An 18,067-nucleotide genomic window follows, 5' to 3' on the forward strand; every position below is an offset into this window, starting at 1 on the left:
TGGGATAGTGGACGCACGAGGTCAGCTGCCACGACAGGGGGATGTCATGACGGAGTCATCGAGCAATCCGGAGGTGTCGAGCAATCCGGTGCCGCCGAAGCCCGGCGACACGGGTGCGTACGGCTACCAGTACCCGACGCAACAGCAGCCGCCGCAGTCGCAGCCGTACCCGGGCCAGTACGGCCCGCCGCCGCTGCCGCCCTCGAACGCCGGCTGGGCGGTGGCCGCCGTCCTCTTCTTCTGGCCGCTCGCGTTCGCCGCGTTCAACCACGTCCACGACGTGTACCCGAAGTGGGCGATGGGCGACTACCAGGGCGCCCAGTACGCGTCCGACCGCGCCAAGGCACTCGGCAAGATCGCCCTGTGGATCTGGGTGGCGCTGATCGTCGTCTTCGTCATCGGGTACGCCATCCTGATCATCGCCCTCGTCGCGAACAGCAATACTTCGAGCTGGTGAGGCCGATGGTCGTTGATACGGCCCCGACGCCGTAGAATCCAACGACCGTGAGCCTTACCCTCGGAATCGTCGGACTGCCCAACGTCGGCAAGTCCACCTTGTTCAACGCGCTGACCAACAACGACGTGCTGGCCGCGAACTACCCGTTCGCGACCATCGAACCCAACGTCGGCCTGGTCGAACTGCCCGATCCACGGCTGTCCGAGCTCGCCCGGATCTTCGGTTCCGAGCGCATCCTGCCCGCCACGGTGTCGTTCGTCGACATCGCCGGCATCGTCAAGGGCGCCTCCGAGGGCGCCGGCCTCGGCAACAAGTTCCTCGCCAACATCCGCGAGGCCGACGCGATCTGCCAGGTGGTTCGCGTCTTCAACGACGATGACGTCGTGCACGTCGACGGCCGCGTCGACCCCGCGTCCGACATCGAGGTGATCGAGACCGAGCTCGTCATCGCCGACATGCAGACGCTGGAGAAGGCCCTGCCGCGCCTGGAGAAGGAAGCGAAGAAGAACAAGGAACTCAAGCCCATCCACGAGGAGGCGCTGAAGGCGCAGGAAGTCCTCGACGAGGGCAAGACCCTGTTCAGCGCGAAGGACAAGCTGGAATTCTCGCTGCTGCGCGAGCTGAGCCTGCTCACCACCAAGCCGTTCCTGTACGTGTTCAACGCCGACGAGGCCGTGCTCACCGACGAAGCGAAGGTCGCCGAACTGCGCGCCTCCGTCGCCCCCGCGGACTCCGTGTTCCTCGACGCCAAGGTCGAGCAGGAGCTGCTCGAGCTGGACGAAGAGGACCGGCAGGAGATGCTCGACTCCATCGGACAGTCCGAGCCCGGCCTGCACGCACTCGCCCGCACCGGCTTCCACACCCTCGGCCTGCAGACCTACCTCACCGCAGGTCCCAAGGAATCCCGCGCCTGGACCATCCACAAGGGCGACACCGCCCCGCAGGCCGCCGGCGTCATCCACACCGACTTCGAGCGCGGCTTCATCAAGGCCGAGATCGTCTCCTTCGACGACCTCGTCGCCGCCGGATCCATGGCCGCCGCCAAGGCCGCAGGCAAGGTCCGCATGGAGGGCAAGGACTACATCATGGCCGACGGCGACGTGGTGGAATTCCGCTTCAACGTCTGACGGCGGTTCCCCGCACGAGCACGCCGATGACTCCTGCGCCGACGAGTGAGATCAGCCCCGTGGTGACGGCGGCGTAGTTCCAGCCCGACACCATGCCGTCGACGGTGCCTGCCGGGTCGAGGGCGATGATGCTGACGATGGTGACGCCGATGGAGGAGCCGAGGTAGCGGGCGGTGTTGTTGGCGCCGCTGCCGAGTCCGCCCTGGTCGGCGGGCACGCTGGCGACGGCTTGGCGGCCGAGGCCGGCGTTGAGGAGCCCGCTGGCGACGCCGGCGAGCAGCAGGCCCGGGACGAGGCGTAGCAGGGACGAGTCGGGGGAGAGGCCCGTCATCGTGAGCATGGCGAGGCCGACGCCGGCGAGTCCGATGACGAGTTGCGGCGACCCGGCGAGTCGAGCCGGGAGTGTGCGGGCGAGCAGTGACGCCACGACGCTCGTGCCCGACCACAGGGCGATCACCCCGGCTGCGGCCAGCGTGCTGACGTGCATCGTCTTGACCAGGAACGTGCACGCGAACGACATCAGGCCGATGATGCCCGCCCCGGTCGCGACGGCCGCGAGGGTGGCAGCGAGGAAGTCGCGTCGACGGAACAACGCGAGGTCGAGCATCGGGAACGGTCGCCGCCGCTCGACCGCGACGAAGGCGAGGGTGAACACGGCCGCGCCGGCGCCGCAGAGCACGGTGGCGGCGATGTTGCCCTGTCTGCCTTCGACGAGTGCGACGAGCACCAGGACCATCGCGGCGCACAGCGTGACCGCGCCCGGGACGTCGATCCGCTTCGGGACGGCGGAGCGTGATTCTGCGAGCGCGCGTGTCGCGACCTGTCCGATCACGAGTGACGCGGCGGCGAGTGCCCAGTACAGGCCACGCCACCACCCGGCGAGGTCGAGGAGGCCCGCGAGGACGGGACCGACGGCGATGCCTGCGCCGACGCTCGCGCCCCAGATTCCGCTCGCGGTTGCCCGCGCCGCCGGCGTGGTGAAGGCGTGTGCGACGGCGCCGAGGCTGGCCGCGATCAGTGCCGCGCCCGCCACTCCCTGGATCAGTCGTCCGACGATGAACAGCACGGGTTCCTGACTGACCGCGCCGACCACGGCGCCCAGCGCGAGAAGCCAGGCACCCCAGTGGAACACCCGGCGCCGGCCGTAGTCGTCGGCAAGTGCGCCCGCTGTGAGCAGGACCGCAGCGAGGCCGACGCTCATCGAACTGAGAATCCATGTCTGCTCTGCGGCGCCCGCCGACAGCGCCGCGGCAACGGTGGGCATGTTGCCCAGCGGTGCGCAGAACGCGACCAGGGCGACGAACGTCCCGAGCGACGCGACGGACAGCGTGGTCGCCGGCCGGGGTGAGCGTGCGCGGATCGATGGGGCAACCGCTGGGGGTCTGTTCACAAGACTGAACATAGAACCAATTTGGTCTGGTGACAAGACTGAGTTGCGATAGCATGTGGGAGTGGCACTGGGAACCGGGTACTCGCAGCAGAACTGCAACCTCGCTCGCGCCCTCGAAGTGGTGGGTGAGCGGTGGACGATGCTCGTGCTGCGCGACTGTTTCTACGGCGTCCGCCGCTTCAGTGACCTGCTCGCCCACCTCGACATCTCGCGCGCCGTCCTGACGGATCGGCTGACCGCTCTCGTCGAGGCCGGAGTGCTCGAACGGGTCGCCGACGGCGGTCATCCCGAGTACGAACTCACCGAGGCCGGAAAAGCTCTGTGGCCGAGCATCTATGCGCTCTCGCAATGGGGTGAGCAGTACGTGTCGCCCGGCAGCTACCCGGGCCGCGTGTTCTCGCACGCGGAGTGCGGAACGCAACTCGATCGTTTCGGGCGGTGCCCCGACTGCGGCACGATCCCGGGACCCGAGGACCTGGTGGTCGCGCCCGGACCGGGGGAGGCCGTCCGTCCCCGCAGCGACGCCGTCGCCGTGGCCCTGCGTGCACCCCGCCGGATGCTCACTCCGCTGCGTCCGCGCAGCGACGCCTGATCGGCGCGACCCTTACGCCGCGATGCGCAGGGGCGGTTCGAACGTCGCCCGCACCTGCAGCCACTGGGCGAGGATCTGGCATCCGGTGAGCCCGCTCGCATCGAGTGGTTCGCTGGCGTACGCGACGTGCCGCCCGCCCCGTGCGTTGACGACGCGCACACCGCGCCAGGCGAGGCGCGGAGGAAGGTAGCCGAGCACCTCGATCGTCGCGGTCCGCAGGCGGCGCAGGTCGGTGCGCCACTGCCGAGGGCTGACACGTGTCTTGGCCGCATTCTGGAAGCTGTTGTGGCGGATCAGTTCCCACGTCTGCGCAAGCCAAGTCCGCATCGCGCGAAACGACATCCACCGGGTGAGGTCCGCGATGTCGCGCACATAGCTGTCTTCGCTGGCATTGCAGATCATGTCGTCCGGGTGAGCGATCCACTGGACCGGTACGGAGTCGGGGATCGGGGCGCCGTCGCCCGCGACACCGCGCCCGCGGCAGCCCGGTACCACCCCCGCGGGTTGCTCGGGGTCGGAGACGAGACCCACCGCGGAGAGGTTGTCGGCGCGCAGGGCGCCGGAGGCTATCTGCCCGAGCACCTCGCGGATCACGGTGCATCCCTGCGAGTACCCGATCATCATGACCGGTCCGGGAGCGTCCTCCATGGCGTCGATCAAGCGGCGGACTCCGACCTCGGTGCTCTGCCGGTAACTCAGTCCGCCCGCGGCGACCGGCCCGTACGACGCCGGATAGCCGACCCACCGCGACGCGAATCGGTCGTCGAGGGCGTCGGTGACGTCACGCAACAGTCCGGTGACGTGGCGTCGGTGGTCATCGGGGTGGGACTCTCCGGTGCCACCGACAGCGAGAACGGTCACCTGGGACATGCCTCCCATCATGCCGACCGCGGGTAAGGATCCGTTCGGTCGACCCTGAGAAGTTCCTGGCAATCGGACGCCGTGGGTTGTCACCCGATCGCCAGCGCGATCAGGGCCACCAGTGGGGGCACGCTCTGCGACAGTGCGCCGGCGACGCCGTCGCCGCGTTGTCGGCTGAGCGCCATGCGGTCCGAGACGGCCAGGGCGAAGCCCGCCAGGAACATGAAGAGGCAGGTATAGACGACGAGCGTGCGTCCCGGAGTGTCGTGACCCGCCCACCACAGGATGACGCCGGCGATGGCGCCGGAACCGAGGAACAGGTTGTAGAAACCGACGTTGAACGCCCACAGATGGGCGGCGGGCACGTCGCCGCTCGGGATGCGGAAGATGCCCTCGTGCACCGACGGCCTGCGGAACAGGAACGATTCCCACACGAACGCCAGCAGGTGGACGCCTGCGGCGAACAGTGTGGCGATCTGCGCGACGATGATCACGGCGCACCCGCCCCGGTCGCGAGTTCGACGCCGTACCGATCGGTGACCTCGTGCAGCAGCCGGTCCATTTCCTCCGGCGAGTGCCCGCCGCGGCCGACCGCGTCGAGATCACCGAAGAAGCCGCTGTTGGATGCCCCGGCGGAGACGAGGAGGAAGTCGGCGGACTCGGAGACGACCGTGAACGTATTCATCGTTCCCGCCTCGACGGCGATGGTTTCCCCCGCCGCGAGCTCGTACCCGGTGTCTCCGGCCTGGACGAGAATCCGGCCGCGCAGCACGTGGTAGGACTTCGGCCACGGTTCGGCGTGCAGTGGGCCGTCCGGCGCATTCCGGGTCGCTTCGACGAGGAAGACTTCGTACGCCCCGCCGGCGTGATCGCCGCCGACCAGGACCGTGATGTCGGCGTCCGGTGCGGTGAGGTGCCTGCCGTCGCCTGCTCTGATTACGTGAACGTGGGTGGACATACTGCGACGGTAGGACCGGCGTACCCCGCTGCCCATCCCAGGAATCTGGGATGGTGGTGTGCCTGTGACCAGCGCATACTGTGTTCATGCTGGAGGTCCGGGCGGAAAAGCTGCGCCGCGAGGTGCTCGCGGTCGCGGGATCGGGCGCCGGAGTCACACAGCTGCACGAGCGCGCCCTGGAACTGGTCGGTGAGACGGTGCGCAGCGACCTGACGTGCTGGGCGATGCTCGACCCGGAGACGCTCGCGATCAGTTCGATGACCAGCGGGCGTAGCCGGATCCCGCAGCAGTACGAGCCGCTGCTCGCCGAATCGGAGTACAACGGCGACGATCCGGGCACGTTCGCCGAACTCGCCCGCAGTGGTCGAACCGTCGCGCGGGCCTCGGACCTCCCCGCGGACGAGGTCGCGCACAGCCTCCGTCACGGCGCGGTGTGGGCGCCGCTGGGGCTCGGCAGCGAGGTCCGCCTCGTGTTCCGCGTCGACGGCATGTGCTGGGGCGCAGCCGGATTCGTGCGGTCCGGACCGGATTTCACCGACCGTGAGCTCGAGTTCCTCACACTCGTCGCCCCCGGCCTGGCGGTCGCGACACGGTCCGCGTCCGTGCACGCCCCGGCGATCTCCGGTGGCGGCGACCAGGGGCCGGCGGTGGTGCTGACCGATGCCGCCGGTGAACCGGTCGCGCTCACGGCCGCTGCCCGCGGTTGGCGGGATCGCTTCGACGAGGTGGCCCCCGGCAGGCTGACCGTGGTGTTGCGGGCGGCGACGTTCGGGGCGCGGTCCAGCGGTTCGGGGATCTTCAAGGCGCGTGTCCGCGATGCGGAGGGTGGCTGGATTCTGGTGCGCGCCACGGCCTTGATCGGCGGCGACGAACCGCAGACGGTGGTCACCCTCGAACCCGCGGTCGGCGGCGAGCTCACGGGACTGCTGCTCGCGGCCTATGCGGTGACCGCACGCGAACGTGATGTGTGCGCCGACGTGATCGCCGGCTATGCGACGTCCGAGATCGCCGACCGCCGCGGCATCACGGTGAACACCGTCCAGGACCACCTGAAATCGGTGTACACGAAGGCCGGGGTCCGCAGCCGCGCGGAACTCGCCGCGCGGCTGCGGACCGGTCGCGAGCACTAGCTGCGGCTCACGAACCCGCCCCGCCGGAACACGTCTCCTGCGCGGCCGCCCACGTCGAACTGTCCACCCCGGGAGGAGCGCTCGACGCGTCCGGAGTTCCGCCCTCAGGCGGGGTCGAACCGTCGCCGCCCTCCGGCGGTGTCATCTCGCCGCTGGGCGGCGCCATTCCGCCCGGTGCGCTGCCGCCGGCCTGGTCGGGCGGTGCGGGTACGCCGTTCTCCTCGAGGCAGGCCTGCAGTTCGTCGCTCATCGCCGCGGGCGGGGCGCCGCCCTCCACGGCGGCGCTGCTGGTGCCGGTCGACGAAGTGCCGGACGACGACTCGCCCGAACTACACGCGACGACGGAACATGCGAGACCGACAGCCATCGCCGCTCCACCGATGCCGCGAACCAATTGTGAACGCATGATCGATGCCGTTCCCTTCTGTGTGAGTGAGACACCACTACACCGCGGGAGGCTGGGAGAACGCTGCGTGCACGCTGGAAGGGCACTGTCAGCGCGGTTCGGGCCGCTCCTGGTAGCACTTGAAACTCAGTGCGAGACGGCCACGTCCGTGTGTCATCGAGCGCAGGGCGACCGGATAGTCGGTGACCTCGCTCGTCGGCACCGACGCGATCACGGTGATCTCGCCGTCCCCTGCCGGTTCGGTGCCCTCGATCTGGCCGCGACGCCGTCCGAGATCCGCCATCACGTCACCCTGAAGCGCCGACGGCACCGTGACCTCGACGTGGTCGACGGGTTCGAGGACGAGGGTGCCCACCTTGTCGATGGCCGCCCGAAGGGCGAGTGCCCCCGCCATCCGGAAGCTGAAGTCGTCGGAGTCGACCGAGTGATGCTTGCCGTCGAGAACGGTGGCTCGCAGGTCGACGAGCGGAAACCCGTGCCGGCCTCCGCGGCCCATCGATTCGGCGATCCCCTTGCCGACCGCGGGAATGAGGGACTTGGGTATCACTCCACCGCGGGTCTCGTCGACGAACTCGTAGCCCTCGTCGCGGGGGAGCGGCTCGAAGCGGACCGTCGCCACCCCGAACTGGCCGTGGCCGCCGCTCTGCTTCTTGTGGCGGCCCTCCGTCTCCACGGTGCCGAGCAGCGTCTCGCGGTAGGCGATCTTGACCGGTTCGGTCTGGAGGGTGACGCCGTACCGCCGCTTCAACCGGGTCAGCGCCACCTGCACGTGAACGTCGCCCGCACCCCGGACCACCGTCTGGTGGGTTTCGCTGTCGCGGGTCACCTCCAGCGTCGGGTCGTCGCTGACGAGCTCCGCCAGGGCGGTCGCCAGTTTGTCCTCGTCGCCCGCGCTCTCGGCAGCCACGGCGATCCCGTAGACGGGACGCCGGTGCACGATCGGAGGCACGGTGAGGGAGGAGCCGATCGGCGCGAGGGTGTCGCCCGTCGACACGTCCGTGAGCTTGATGGCGCCGACGATGTCGCCCGCCTCCGCGGTGTCGATCGCGGTGTGTTTACTGCCGAGGACGCGAAGGAGGTTGTGCAGGCGTTCCTTCGCGCCGGTGCGCTGATTGACGAGGACGTCATCGGCGTGCACGGTGCCGGACAGGATCTTCACCAACGCCACCTGCCCGACGTATTCGTCGGTCTGCGTCTTGAAGACGTACGCGAGCGGGTCCCCCGACGGATCGCACCGCACCTCGGCGACCCCGTCACCGTGCACCTCGATGCCCGGGACCTCCGACGGTGCGGGCGCGATTCGGCACACGAAGTCGAGCAACCGGTCGACGGCGATCGCGTCGACGGCCGACCCGCACAGCACCGGCCACAGCGAGCCCGCCGCGAAACCCGCGCGGAGCGCGTGCTCGAGTTCGGCCACGGAGATGTCCTCCCCGTCGAGATACTTCGACAGCAGGTCGTCCTCGATCTCGACCACGTCCTCCACGAGGTGTTCGTGCTGTTCGTGCTCGCGGTCGGCGATGTCGGCGGGCAGTTCGTCGCTCGTGTTCGCGGACCCGCTGTCGTAGAGGATGACGTGCTCGGTGAGGAGATCGGCGACCCCGGTGAACGCCGACGCTTCGCCGACGGGCAGGTCGACCGGCTCGACTCCCCACCCGAAATGGTCGCGGATCCCGGCCAGGACGACATCGAACGACGCTCGCTCCTTGTCCATCTTGTTCACGAACAGGATGCGCGGGATGGATCGCTCGCCGGCGACCTGCCACAGCAACTCGTCGTTCACCTGCAGACCGCTGACTCCGTCGATCACGAACACGGCGACGTCCGCGACCCGGAGCGCGGTCGTCGCGTCGCCGACGAAATCGGCGTAGCCCGGCGGGTCGAGGAGGTTGATCCGGTAGTCGCCCCACGAGAAGGAGGCCAGGCCGAGCGTCAGCGACTGCGTGCGGTCGTGCTCCTCCGGCTGGGTGTCGAGCACGGTGTTACCGCTCTCGACGCGTCCGGGCCGGGTGACGACACCGGCGCGGAAGAGCATCGCCTCCGCGAGCGTCGTCTTCCCATTACCCTGATGTCCCACCAGAGCGATATTGCGGATCAGATCCGTCTCGGTCGTCACTGCTACCCCCACCACAGCACTGTCGTTGGGTCGCTCCCGACGATACCGCGCGCGCGACCGCCGGTGAGGCGTTATCTTCCACCTGGACAGGTGGGCGCGACGTCGGTCCATCACACCCGACACCGAATGGAGATCGGCATGGCTTCGGACGAGTTCCTCGTCGAACGTTCCACCGTCATCGATGCGAGCCCCGACGTCGTTCAGCCGCTTCTCGACAACTTCCGGCAGTGGCAGTCGTGGTCGCCGTGGGAGAACGTCGATCCCGACCTGAAGCGCACGTACTCCGGCCCGGAGTCGGGCGTCGGCGCCGCCTACGCCTGGGAGGGCAATCGCAAGGCGGGTGCGGGGTCGATGGTGATCACCGAGTCGGTGCCCGGCTCGAAGGTCGTGCTCGACCTGAAGTTCCTCAAACCGTTCAAGGCCGGCAATGTCACGACGTTCCTCCTCGAGCCGAACAGCGCCGGGACCACCGTCCGCTGGCAGATGACCGGCAAGACCAACCGCTTCTTCAAGATCGTGGGGGTCCTCTTCCCGATGGACAAGATGGTGGGCAAGGACTTCGAGAAGGGGCTCGCACAGCTGAAGGCGACGGCCGAGCAGCGTTAGGCGTCGCTTTCGGTCGTCAACTCGAGGTCGGTCATGGTCTTGAATCGGGGCGTGCCGTCGCTGCCGTTGCGTGCCTGTTCCATCACGAGGCGGGCGGCCCGTCCGTTCAGGTGGAGCGTCGCGACCTGATCGCCGAAGAACGGTCCGGCGACCTTCGACCAGTCGATGGGGACGGGTGGCACCCGCGACACCCGGCCGAGGATGAAACGCACGGTCCGCTCGGTGGTGCGCCGCCATGAGATCCGGAATGCCACTTTCATGGCGGCCGGAACGTAGTTGTGCAGGGGAGAGCACGTCAGCTGATACACCAGGGACTGCAGCTTCTCGGCGTAGTGCGCCTGCGCGACGTAGGCGTGGTGGACGTCCCCGGACAGCACCGAAATGGTGGACGGCGCCCGGCCGGCCGGGCCGGCCTTGCGTCCTGCGCCGACCTCGGCGAAGAGGCGGGCCAACCGGTCGAACGAGTCGCGGAACGCCGCCCAATGCTCGAGGTCCGCCCCCCGCCGGATCTTCTCCGCCACGGCCGCCACCCGCGGGCCGCGGGATCCGGCGGCGAGCCGTTCGTCCCAGGACTCCAGGTCGTGAAGGGCGCGGGGCAGCAACCACGGCAGAGACGTCCCGACGAGCAGGTGGTCGTAGTCGCCCTCGGTCTGACGTTCGATCCAGGAGAATTCGGGGTCGGACACCATCTCGCGGCGACCGCCGGCGAGGACACGCCCGCACCGCGAGTCGATGACGAGCAGCCGCGCGACCCCGAGGTCCCGGCGATACGACCATTGCATGCCTTTGGCCCCGTCCGCTTCCTCGTCGGCGGCAGACGCGAATTCGCGGAGCATCGGCTCGACGTCGCCGCCGTGCTTCCGAACGCGTTGGTACAGTTCGTTTTCGGCTAGGTGGCTCGGCGCCAGGTTCCCGAGGTGCTGATACACCCAGTACGACGACAACGCGCCGACGATGCGCTCCTCCCACCACGACGTGGCCTCGAGTTCGTCGCGCCAGGATTCCGAGGTGTTCCAGTCGTCCCGGACGTCGTGATCGTCGAAGATCATCGATGTCGGCACGGTGGACATCAGCCAGCGCACCTGAGGGTCCGTCCACGACTCGGCGTAGAGCCAGGTGTACTCCTCGAAATTGCGCACCTGCGGCCCCGGTGGCTCGTTCACGTCGTGGATCTCGGCGACCCGGGCCTCGGTCTCGGGGGAGAGTTCGTCGGCGTACACCTGATCCCCGAGCAGCAGCAGGGCGTCGGGCCACTGGTCCGGCGACTGTTCGGCCATCCGCACCGCATACGCGTCCAGGGCGTCGGCGCCGAGGTGCCGGTTGCCCTCTGTCGTGGACATCGTGGCGAACCGGCACGACCCGAACGTGAGGACGAGCGTGTCGTCGTCCTCCCGGAGCGTCCGGATCATCGACGGGACGGCACTCGGCAACGGCCACACCGGGCGGCCGTCGAGGGTCACCTCGTACGGGGTGGTCGACCCGGGCTCCAGACCCTCCACGACGACGAGCGCATAGTGGTGACCCGACACGTTCCATGTGCGTTCCTCGTGGCCGAGGACTCGGACGGTGCACGCCTCCGACGTCTCGACCCACACCGTCGCATCGCACGTGCCGACATGTCTCAGCAGTGGTCCCAGAATCAGCTCCGCCACGACGTCACCTTGCCGATGTTCGTTCCATGCAGTCAGCTTACGGACGTCGGCGTCGGCGAGGGCGCTACATCCGAAGATGCCTGTCGGACAGTATGTGTCGGCGGGTGCCGGTAGCCTGTCGCGCATGGCTGAACCAGTGAAGGGGCCCGCGTCCTATTTCCCGTCGATCGAGGAGAAGTACGGTCGGCCGATCAGTGAATGGCAGACGCTCATCCGGTCGTCCGAGCTGACCAAGCACATGGAGTTGGTGAGCTGGCTGAAGTCCGAGCACGGCCTCGGTCACGGCCACGCCAACGCGCTGGTCGCGTACACCCTGAAGGAGGCCGCCGCCGACTGAGGGACCCGGGCAGATCGGCGCCGGAGGTCCTCGCCTCCCTGGCGCGGCCGGATCCGGACCTCTCGCCACGATGAATCCGGTATTCGGCCGCGGGATATCATTCCGACGACGAATCTGGTGTCGAGGGTTCTGCTGTCGAAGGGAATCGAAGTGAGCACGAAAATCGAACAACTGGAGTTCCAGGCGGAGACCCGCCAGCTCCTGGACCTCATGATCCACTCGGTGTACTCCAACAAGGACTCGTTCCTGCGGGAGCTCATCTCCAACGCGTCGGATGCGCTGGACAAGTTGCGGCTCGAAGCCTTCCGCAACAAGGAGCTCCACGTCGACACGTCGGATCTGCACATCGAGATCGAGGTGGACGCGGAGCAGCGCACGCTCACCGTCCGCGACAACGGCATCGGCATGTCCCACGAGGAGGTCGTCGACCTCATCGGCACGCTGGCCAAGTCCGGCACCGCAGACCTGCGCCGCAAGTTGAAGGAAGCGAAGGACGCCGCCGCCTCCGAGGAACTGATCGGGCAGTTCGGCATCGGCTTCTACTCGACGTTCATGGTCGCCGACAAGGTCACCCTGCTGACGCGGAAGGCAGGCGAGAGCGAGGCCACGCGCTGGGAGTCGAGCGGCGAGGCCACGTACACGATCGAAGCGGTCGACGACGCCCCGCAAGGCAGCTCCGTCACCCTGCACCTCAAGCCCGAGGACGCCGAGGATCACCTGCACGACTACACGTCGGAACGGAAGATCAGGGAGCTCGTCAAGCGCTACTCCGACTTCATCGCGTGGCCGATCCGGATGAACGTGGAGCGCACGGTCCCCGCGGAGGGCGACGGCGAGGACGAGGTCACCACGACGTCCGAGACGATCAACTCGATGAAGGCGCTGTGGGCGCGCTCGAAGGACGACGTCTCCGAGGACGAGTACAAGGAGTTCTACAAGCACATCGCCCACGCCTGGGACGATCCGCTCGAGGTCATCCCGATGAAGGCGGAGGGCACGTTCGAGTTCCAGGCTCTGCTGTTCATCCCGTCCCACGCGCCGTTCGACCTGTTCATGCGGGACGGGAAGACGGGTGTGCAGCTGTACGTCAAGCGCGTCTTCATCATGGACGACTGCGACCAGCTGATGCCGGAGTACCTCCGCTTCGTCAAGGGTGTGGTCGACGCTCAGGACCTGTCCCTCAACGTGTCACGTGAGATTCTTCAGCAGGACCGGCAGATTCGTGCCATCCGGCGCAGGCTCACCAAGAAGGTCCTCACCACGATCAAGGACCTGAAGGCCGAGCGGCCCGACGACTACCGCACGTTCTGGGCGGAGTTCGGCCGCGCGGTCAAGGAAGGCCTGATGTCGGACACCGACAATCGGGATGTGCTGCTGGGTATCTCGTCGTTCGCGTCCACCCACAGCGAGGAGGAGCTGACCTCGCTCGAAGGCTACGTGGCGCGGATGAAGGACGGTCAGGAGCAGATCTTCTACGCAACCGGCGAATCCCGGCAGCTGCTCGAGAGCTCACCGCACATGGAGGCCTTCCGCGCGAAGGGCTTCGAGGTGCTGCTGCTCACCGATCCGGTGGACGAGATGTGGGTCGGTGCCGTGCCGGAATTCGACGGCAAGTCGTTCCAATCGATCGCCAAGGGCGAGGTCGATCTCGACACCGAGGAAGACAAGAAGGCGCACGAATCGGAGCGGGAGGAGCAGGAGAAGGACTTCGCCGGCCTGCTCTCCTGGATGGCCGACGCGCTGAGCGAGCAGGTCAAGGAGGTGCGGCTGTCGACGCGGCTGACCACGTCGCCGGCCTGCATCGTCGGCGACGCGTTCAGCATGTCGCCGGCACTCGAGCGGATGTACCGGGCGTCCGGACAGCCCGTCCCCACCACGAAGCGCATCCTCGAGCTGAACCCGACTCACCCGCTCGTCACCGGGCTGCGGGAGGCGCACGGCGAACGCAACGAGGATCCGGCGCTGGGGGAGACCGCGGAGCTGCTCTACGGGATGGCGTTGCTGGCCGAGGGCGGCGAGCTGGAGGATCCCGCCCGGTTCACCACCATGCTCGCCAACCGTCTCGCCAGGACGGTGTAGTTCACCTTGCTCGTATTGGTCACGGGGGGAACAGGTTTCGTCGGTGCGTGGAGTGCGAAGGCTGCGGTGGACGCCGGTCACCGGGTGCGCCTCCTCGTGCGGGATCCTGCTCGCCTCGTGACCAGTGCCGCGGCACTCGGACTGGACACGTCCGATCACGTGGTCGGTGACATCACGGACGCCGAGTCCGTGCGCCGCGCTCTGGACGGCTGCGACGCCGTCATCCACGCCGCGGCCGTGGTCGCGGTCGACCCGCGGCGCGCGGAGGAGATGTTGCAGACCAACCTGGCCGGCGCGCAGAACGTGCTGGGAACCGCAGTCGAGCTGGGCCTCGACCCGATCGTCTACGTCTCGAGTATCGCCGCGCTGTTCCAGCCGGGGGCCCGGCTGCTCACTCCCGAACTGCCGGTGTGCGGGCCTCCCGACGCCTACGGCCGGAGCAAGGCACGTGTGGAGCAGTACGCTCGCGACCTTCAGACCGACGGCGCACCGATCGCGATCACCTATCCGGGCATGATCATCGGCCCGCCCGCGGGGAACCAGTTCGGCGAGGCGGCTCAGGCAGTCGAGGCCGCCGTTCACCTGCGGGGTCTGCCCGGGCGGAGCGCGGCGTGGACGATGGTCGACGTCCGGGAGGTGGCGAGCGCGCACGCCGCGCTCCTCGAGTCGGGACGCGGCGCCCGCCGGTACATGCTCGGTGGTCCCCGGATTCCGATCGCGGGGATCGCGGAGATGCTGGGCGTGATCACCGGCAAGTGGATGGGGGTGTTCCCGGTTCCGGACGCCGCGTTGCGCCTGGTGGGCAGACTGGTCGACGCCGTCGACCGGTTCGTGCCCATCGACACCCCGATTTCGGAGGCGGCGATGGAGTACTACACGCGGATGCCGGACACGGACGACCGCCCGAGCGAGAGCGAACTGGGTGTGAAGTACCGGGATTCGGCGGAGACCCTGGCCGACACCGTTGCGGGGCTGACGGAGGCGGGCCGACTGTGAGTGCGCAGGCGGGCAGGCTGTGAGCTTCACTCGTGCGGAGTTGGAGTCGTTCCGGGACGCCGAGGTTGCGGACCTCATCGGCCCGGGCTGCCGACTGCTGTTCGTCGGTATCAACCCGGGTCTGTGGACGGCCGCGACCGGGGCGCATTTCGCGCGCCCGGGCAACCGTTTCTATCCGGCCCTGCTGGCCGCGGGGATCATCGAGCGTCCGATCGATCCGACGGCAGGGATGTCGGACGCGGATCGCGATCACCTGATCGAGCGGGGTGTCGGCATCACCAACCTTGCCCCGCGTGCCACGGCGAAGGCGGACGAGTTGACCGGTGAGGAACTGGCCGTCGGCGCCGAGCGCTTGCGCAGCGTTGTCCGCGACACTGCTCCCCGGGTGGTCGCCGTCGCCGGAATCACCGCCTACCGCACGGCTTTCGGGGAGCGTGCCGCGAAGAAGGGCAAGCAGCCGCGCGACCTCGAGGGTGCGGAGTTGTGGCTGGTCCCGAACCCCAGCGGGCTCAACGCCCACGAAACCGTCGCCACGCTGGCCGCGTCGTACCGGGAGGCGGCGATCGAGGCGGGAATCGTATCCGGCTGACCGGGCAGGTCGCTAGGCTGCGGAGATGACCGTCGTCTACAACCTCTTCTTCGTCTGCCACCTGCTCGGCATGGCCGCCCTCGTCGGCGGCTATTTCGCGGTGCTCGGGGCGCCGCGGATCTCCGAGGTCATGGTGTGGGGTGCGCGGCTCCAGTTCGTGACAGGACTGATCCTGGTCGGGCTCGGCGAGGCCGCACTGGACAAGGATTACAACCACGTCAAGATCGGCGTGAAGCTTCTGCTCTCATTGGTGGTGGTCGCGCTCGCCGAGATCGTCCGGGGCAAGCAGAAGAAGGGGCACGATAACCCGAACCTGGTCCACGTGACCGGTGGGCTCGGCATCGTCACCGTGCTCGTGGCCGCCCTCTGGACCTGATCTCCAGCCCGTTTCACTTCTTCGGTGGGGCAAGGATTTTCATCGCCAGTCGCTGCGCGGACTCGGGCATCCGGTCCTTCATCGACATCGCGAACTCGCCTGCCTTCGTGCGCACGGACGTGCCCCTGCCGAACCGCCGGTTGAAGGCGGATCCCTCGGTCGGCTGATCGAAGTGGAGGGGCGGGGCGCCGTCCGCGGCGCCGAGAGCGCGCCCGATCACCATCCGCTGAATCTCACTGGTTCCCTCGAAGATGGTGTACAGCTTGGCGTCCCGGTACCACTTCTCGACGGGGTGGTCGCTGATGTACCCCCACCCGCCCATCGTCTGCAGTGCGCGTTCGGTGGTCTTCACCGCGGCCTCCGACGCCGCGAGTTTCGCCATCGAGCCCTCGCCGTGGCGGAACTCCACTCCCGCCGCCGCCATCCACGACGCCCGCCAGGTGAGCAGCCGCGCGGCGTCGATCTGGGTCGCGAGGTCGGCCAGCGGAAATGCGATGCCCTGGTTGTCGATGATCGGGCCGCCGAATGCCTCGCGGCGGTTCGCGTACTCGGTGGCGTATTCGAGCGCGGCGCGGGCGATGCCCAATGCCTGAGCGGCGACCATGGGGCGTGTCTGCTCGAACGTGCCGAGGGTGGCCGATTTGCGCCGGGGCGCGCCGGTGGCCACCTCTTCCTGCACCTCACGGGCCTTCCGCATGCGGTTCTGCAACTTGTCGTCGCCGCCGAGCAGATGATCGGCGGGAACCCGCACCTGATGGAACTTCAGCTCCGCCGTGTGCGACGCGCGGCAGCCCAGCTTGTCGAGCTTGCGGACGAGTTCGATACCCGGACTTCCGCCGGGCACCACGAAGAGCGCCTGACCGCGATGGCCCAGGTCCGGGTCGACGGTCGCGTTCACGACGTGCACGTCGGCGATACCGCCGTTGCCGATCCACATCTTGTGCCCCTCGATCACCCACTCGTCGCCGTCGCGCGTCGCGGTGGTCCGCAGATTGCGGACGTCGCTGCCGCCCTCGGGTTCGGAGATGCACAGTGCGGCGAGTTTCACGTTGCCGGGCTCGCCGAAGCACTCGGGCGCCCAGCGCAGCATCTGCTCCGGCGTCGCGGCCTGCCCGATCGACGACAGCGCCAGCGCGGGCATCACGACGGCCAGCCCGATTCCGGCGCAACCCCAGAACAACTCCTCCATGAAAAGGGGGAGGGACAGGCCGGTCGGGTCGCCGATGAGGTCGCGGTAGAACAGCGGACTGTAGAAGCCCTCCTGCGCGGCCTTCTCGAGAACGTCCCAGGGGAACTCCTGCGCGCGGTCGTGCTCGGCCGCCACCGGCCGGATCACGTTCTCCGCGAAGGCGTGCGTCCGCTCGACGAGGTCTTTCTGCGCCGGAGTGAGAGCGAGGCTGAAAGTCATGGCAGTCCCTCGGTTGCCGCGTTGGTGTGCAACAACGTAACACTCACGGCCTGTCGCGGGCGAGGTTCGCGTGATCCTGGATGGTGAGAAGGTGATCCCATTATCTGGTCGGAGTTGCTAGCGTCGGAGACATGAACGGCGACGAGACGGTCTACACCCACGGTCACGACGAATCGGTGCTGCGAAACCACCGATGGCGCACCGCCGAGAACTCCGCCGGTTATCTGCTCCCGCACCTGCGCGCAGGCATGGCGTTGCTCGACGTCGGGTGCGGGCCGGGCACGATCACCGCCGACCTCGCGGGACTCGTCACACCCGGAGTCGTCACCGCCGTCGAGATGAACGACGAGGCGCTCTCTCTCGCCCGGAACGAGTTCGCGAAGCGGGGAGTCCCGAACGTCCTGACCGTGCTGTCGGACGTCCACGCCCTCGACTTTCCCGACGACAGCTTCGACGTCGTGCACGCGCATCAGGTATTGCAACACGTCGGAGATCCGGTGCAGGCGCTGCGCGAGATGAAGCGGGTGTGCAGGCCCGGCGGAATCGTCGCCGCCCGCGACGCCGACTACGGCACCTTCACATGGTTCCCGCCGACACCGGAACTCGACGAATGGCTGACGCTGTACAACTCCATCGCGCGGGCGAACGGTGGTGAACCGGACGCCGGCCGTCGCCTGCGGGCGTGGGCGCACGAGGCGGGTCTCGCCGACGTAGTGAACACCGCGAGCACGTGGTGCTTCTCCTCCGACGAGGATCGCGAGTGGTGGGGAGGGTCCTGGGCCGATCGCTCGGTGCAGTCGAACTACGCGGACCGGGCGCTCGAGCTGGGGCTCGCCACCGAGGCGGACCTGGAACGCATCGCTGCGGGCTGGCGTTCGTGGGTGCGGGAGGACGACGGCTGGTTCGCGCTGCTGCACAGCGAGATCCTCTGCCGGGTGTAGCAGCGCGGAGGGAAATCTCGCAACGAGTGCCCGAGGATGGAACACT

The 18,067-nt window shown here is 68.2% G+C and carries 19 protein-coding genes; 11 read left to right on the top strand and 8 right to left on the bottom strand.

The window, feature by feature from the left end; all coding sequences use genetic code 11:
- Positions 1-46 precede the first annotated feature (46 nt).
- Together FND50_RS11725 and ychF are read left to right on the top strand one after the other, a co-directional pair.
- The gene (locus tag FND50_RS11725) at positions 47-457 is read left to right on the top strand and encodes a CD225/dispanin family protein (protein WP_144285881.1); all 411 of its coding nucleotides are present in this window, start codon (positions 47-49) and stop codon (positions 455-457) included.
- 47 nt (positions 458-504) lie between these two features.
- Entirely contained in the window at positions 505-1,584 is a 1,080-nt protein-coding gene (gene ychF / locus FND50_RS11730) for a redox-regulated ATPase YchF (protein WP_144285882.1), read from the top strand.
- Here the strand turns inward: ychF and FND50_RS11735 are convergent.
- Complete coding sequence (locus FND50_RS11735; protein WP_144285883.1) at positions 1,574-2,974, bottom strand: MFS transporter; 1,401 nt, start codon at positions 2,972-2,974, stop codon at positions 1,574-1,576. The genes ychF and FND50_RS11735 overlap by 11 nt on opposite strands.
- 55 nt (positions 2,975-3,029) lie before the next feature.
- Here FND50_RS11735 and FND50_RS11740 point away from each other — a divergent pair, with 55 nt between their 5' ends.
- The gene (locus FND50_RS11740; RefSeq protein ID WP_144285884.1) at positions 3,030-3,566 is read left to right on the top strand and encodes a helix-turn-helix domain-containing protein; all 537 of its coding nucleotides are present in this window, start codon (positions 3,030-3,032) and stop codon (positions 3,564-3,566) included.
- 12 nt (positions 3,567-3,578) lie between these two features.
- Here the strand turns inward: FND50_RS11740 and FND50_RS11745 are convergent, their stop codons facing one another.
- From FND50_RS11745 to FND50_RS11755, 3 genes are all read right to left on the bottom strand, one after another.
- Entirely contained in the window at positions 3,579-4,448 is an 870-nt protein-coding gene (locus tag FND50_RS11745; RefSeq protein ID WP_144285885.1) for a cutinase family protein, read from the bottom strand.
- Positions 4,449-4,516: 68 nt separating this feature from the next.
- Positions 4,517-4,921: a DUF1304 domain-containing protein gene (locus FND50_RS11750; protein WP_144285886.1), complete on the bottom strand. Its 405-nt coding sequence runs from the start codon at positions 4,919-4,921 to the stop codon at positions 4,517-4,519.
- Positions 4,918-5,385, bottom strand: a complete 468-nt coding sequence (locus FND50_RS11755; RefSeq protein ID WP_144285887.1) for a hypothetical protein — start codon at positions 5,383-5,385, stop codon at positions 4,918-4,920. The genes FND50_RS11750 and FND50_RS11755 overlap by 4 nt, the downstream gene beginning before the upstream one ends.
- Before the next feature lie 86 nt (positions 5,386-5,471).
- Between FND50_RS11755 and FND50_RS11760 the strand changes: the two genes are divergently transcribed.
- On the top strand, positions 5,472-6,515 hold the full coding sequence (locus FND50_RS11760) for a helix-turn-helix transcriptional regulator (RefSeq protein WP_186301272.1): 1,044 nt from the start codon (positions 5,472-5,474) through the stop codon (positions 6,513-6,515).
- Positions 6,516-6,522: 7 nt separating this feature from the next.
- On the opposite strand, the gene FND50_RS11765 is transcribed toward FND50_RS11760, so the two are convergent.
- The gene (locus FND50_RS11765) at positions 6,523-6,921 is read right to left on the bottom strand and encodes a hypothetical protein (RefSeq protein WP_260850968.1); all 399 of its coding nucleotides are present in this window, start codon (positions 6,919-6,921) and stop codon (positions 6,523-6,525) included.
- Between the two features lie 88 nt (positions 6,922-7,009).
- On the bottom strand, positions 7,010-9,037 hold the full coding sequence (locus FND50_RS11770; RefSeq protein WP_144285889.1) for an elongation factor G: 2,028 nt from the start codon (positions 9,035-9,037) through the stop codon (positions 7,010-7,012).
- Positions 9,038-9,175: 138 nt separating this feature from the next.
- Between FND50_RS11770 and FND50_RS11775 the strand changes: the two genes are divergently transcribed.
- Complete coding sequence (locus FND50_RS11775; RefSeq protein ID WP_144285890.1) at positions 9,176-9,643, top strand: SRPBCC family protein; 468 nt, start codon at positions 9,176-9,178, stop codon at positions 9,641-9,643.
- Here the strand turns inward: FND50_RS11775 and FND50_RS11780 are convergent.
- Positions 9,640-11,295, bottom strand: coding sequence for an alkaline phosphatase D family protein (locus FND50_RS11780; protein WP_144285891.1), 1,656 nt, complete (start codon positions 11,293-11,295; stop codon positions 9,640-9,642). The two genes, FND50_RS11775 and FND50_RS11780, sit on opposite strands and share 4 nt — an antisense overlap.
- 124 nt (positions 11,296-11,419) lie before the next feature.
- Between FND50_RS11780 and FND50_RS11785 the strand changes: the two genes are divergently transcribed.
- The 5 genes from FND50_RS11785 (at position 11,420) to FND50_RS11805 (ending at position 15,672) form a co-directional block, all read left to right on the top strand.
- Positions 11,420-11,632, top strand: coding sequence for a DUF4287 domain-containing protein (locus FND50_RS11785; RefSeq protein ID WP_144285892.1), 213 nt, complete (start codon positions 11,420-11,422; stop codon positions 11,630-11,632).
- Positions 11,633-11,842: 210 nt separating this feature from the next.
- The gene (gene htpG, locus FND50_RS11790) at positions 11,843-13,711 is read left to right on the top strand and encodes a molecular chaperone HtpG (RefSeq protein WP_397494169.1); all 1,869 of its coding nucleotides are present in this window, start codon (positions 11,843-11,845) and stop codon (positions 13,709-13,711) included.
- Between the two features lie 6 nt (positions 13,712-13,717).
- The gene (locus FND50_RS11795; protein WP_144285894.1) at positions 13,718-14,707 is read left to right on the top strand and encodes an SDR family NAD(P)-dependent oxidoreductase; all 990 of its coding nucleotides are present in this window, start codon (positions 13,718-13,720) and stop codon (positions 14,705-14,707) included.
- 19 nt (positions 14,708-14,726) lie between these two features.
- Positions 14,727-15,296, top strand: coding sequence for a mismatch-specific DNA-glycosylase (locus tag FND50_RS11800; protein WP_144285895.1), 570 nt, complete (start codon positions 14,727-14,729; stop codon positions 15,294-15,296).
- Between the two features lie 25 nt (positions 15,297-15,321).
- On the top strand, positions 15,322-15,672 hold the full coding sequence (locus FND50_RS11805; protein WP_007300231.1) for a hypothetical protein: 351 nt from the start codon (positions 15,322-15,324) through the stop codon (positions 15,670-15,672).
- 13 nt (positions 15,673-15,685) lie between these two features.
- Here FND50_RS11805 and FND50_RS11810 read toward each other — a convergent pair whose 3' ends face one another.
- Positions 15,686-17,080: an acyl-CoA dehydrogenase family protein gene (locus FND50_RS11810; protein WP_144285896.1), complete on the bottom strand. Its 1,395-nt coding sequence runs from the start codon at positions 17,078-17,080 to the stop codon at positions 15,686-15,688.
- 131 nt (positions 17,081-17,211) lie between these two features.
- Between FND50_RS11810 and FND50_RS11815 the strand changes: the two genes are divergently transcribed.
- The gene (locus FND50_RS11815) at positions 17,212-18,021 is read left to right on the top strand and encodes a methyltransferase domain-containing protein (RefSeq protein ID WP_144285897.1); all 810 of its coding nucleotides are present in this window, start codon (positions 17,212-17,214) and stop codon (positions 18,019-18,021) included.
- The last annotated feature ends 46 nt before the right edge of the window (positions 18,022-18,067 follow it).

This window comes from Rhodococcus sp. WB9, assembly GCF_007558985.1.
In the GTDB taxonomy this organism is placed as follows: Bacteria; Actinomycetota; Actinomycetes; order Mycobacteriales; family Mycobacteriaceae; genus Rhodococcus_F; species Rhodococcus_F opacus.

Excerpts from the sequence above, each read along its gene's own strand:
- FND50_RS11815 (WP_144285897.1), top strand. The coding sequence starts at position 17,212 with ATGAACGGCGACGAGACGGTCTACACCCACGGTCACGACGAATCGGTG.
- FND50_RS11765 (WP_260850968.1), bottom strand. The coding sequence starts at position 6,921 with ATGCGTTCACAATTGGTTCGCGGCATCGGTGGAGCGGCGATGGCTGTC.
- htpG (WP_397494169.1), top strand. The coding sequence starts at position 11,843 with ATGATCCACTCGGTGTACTCCAACAAGGACTCGTTCCTGCGGGAGCTC.
- FND50_RS11760 (WP_186301272.1), top strand. The coding sequence starts at position 5,472 with ATGCTGGAGGTCCGGGCGGAAAAGCTGCGCCGCGAGGTGCTCGCGGTC.
- FND50_RS11785 (WP_144285892.1), top strand. The coding sequence starts at position 11,420 with ATGGCTGAACCAGTGAAGGGGCCCGCGTCCTATTTCCCGTCGATCGAG.
- FND50_RS11725 (WP_144285881.1), top strand. The coding sequence starts at position 47 with ATGACGGAGTCATCGAGCAATCCGGAGGTGTCGAGCAATCCGGTGCCG.
- FND50_RS11775 (WP_144285890.1), top strand. The coding sequence starts at position 9,176 with ATGGCTTCGGACGAGTTCCTCGTCGAACGTTCCACCGTCATCGATGCG.
- FND50_RS11810 (WP_144285896.1), bottom strand. The coding sequence starts at position 17,080 with ATGACTTTCAGCCTCGCTCTCACTCCGGCGCAGAAAGACCTCGTCGAG.
- FND50_RS11745 (WP_144285885.1), bottom strand. The coding sequence starts at position 4,448 with ATGATGGGAGGCATGTCCCAGGTGACCGTTCTCGCTGTCGGTGGCACC.
- FND50_RS11755 (WP_144285887.1), bottom strand. The coding sequence starts at position 5,385 with ATGTCCACCCACGTTCACGTAATCAGAGCAGGCGACGGCAGGCACCTC.
- FND50_RS11805 (WP_007300231.1), top strand. The coding sequence starts at position 15,322 with ATGACCGTCGTCTACAACCTCTTCTTCGTCTGCCACCTGCTCGGCATG.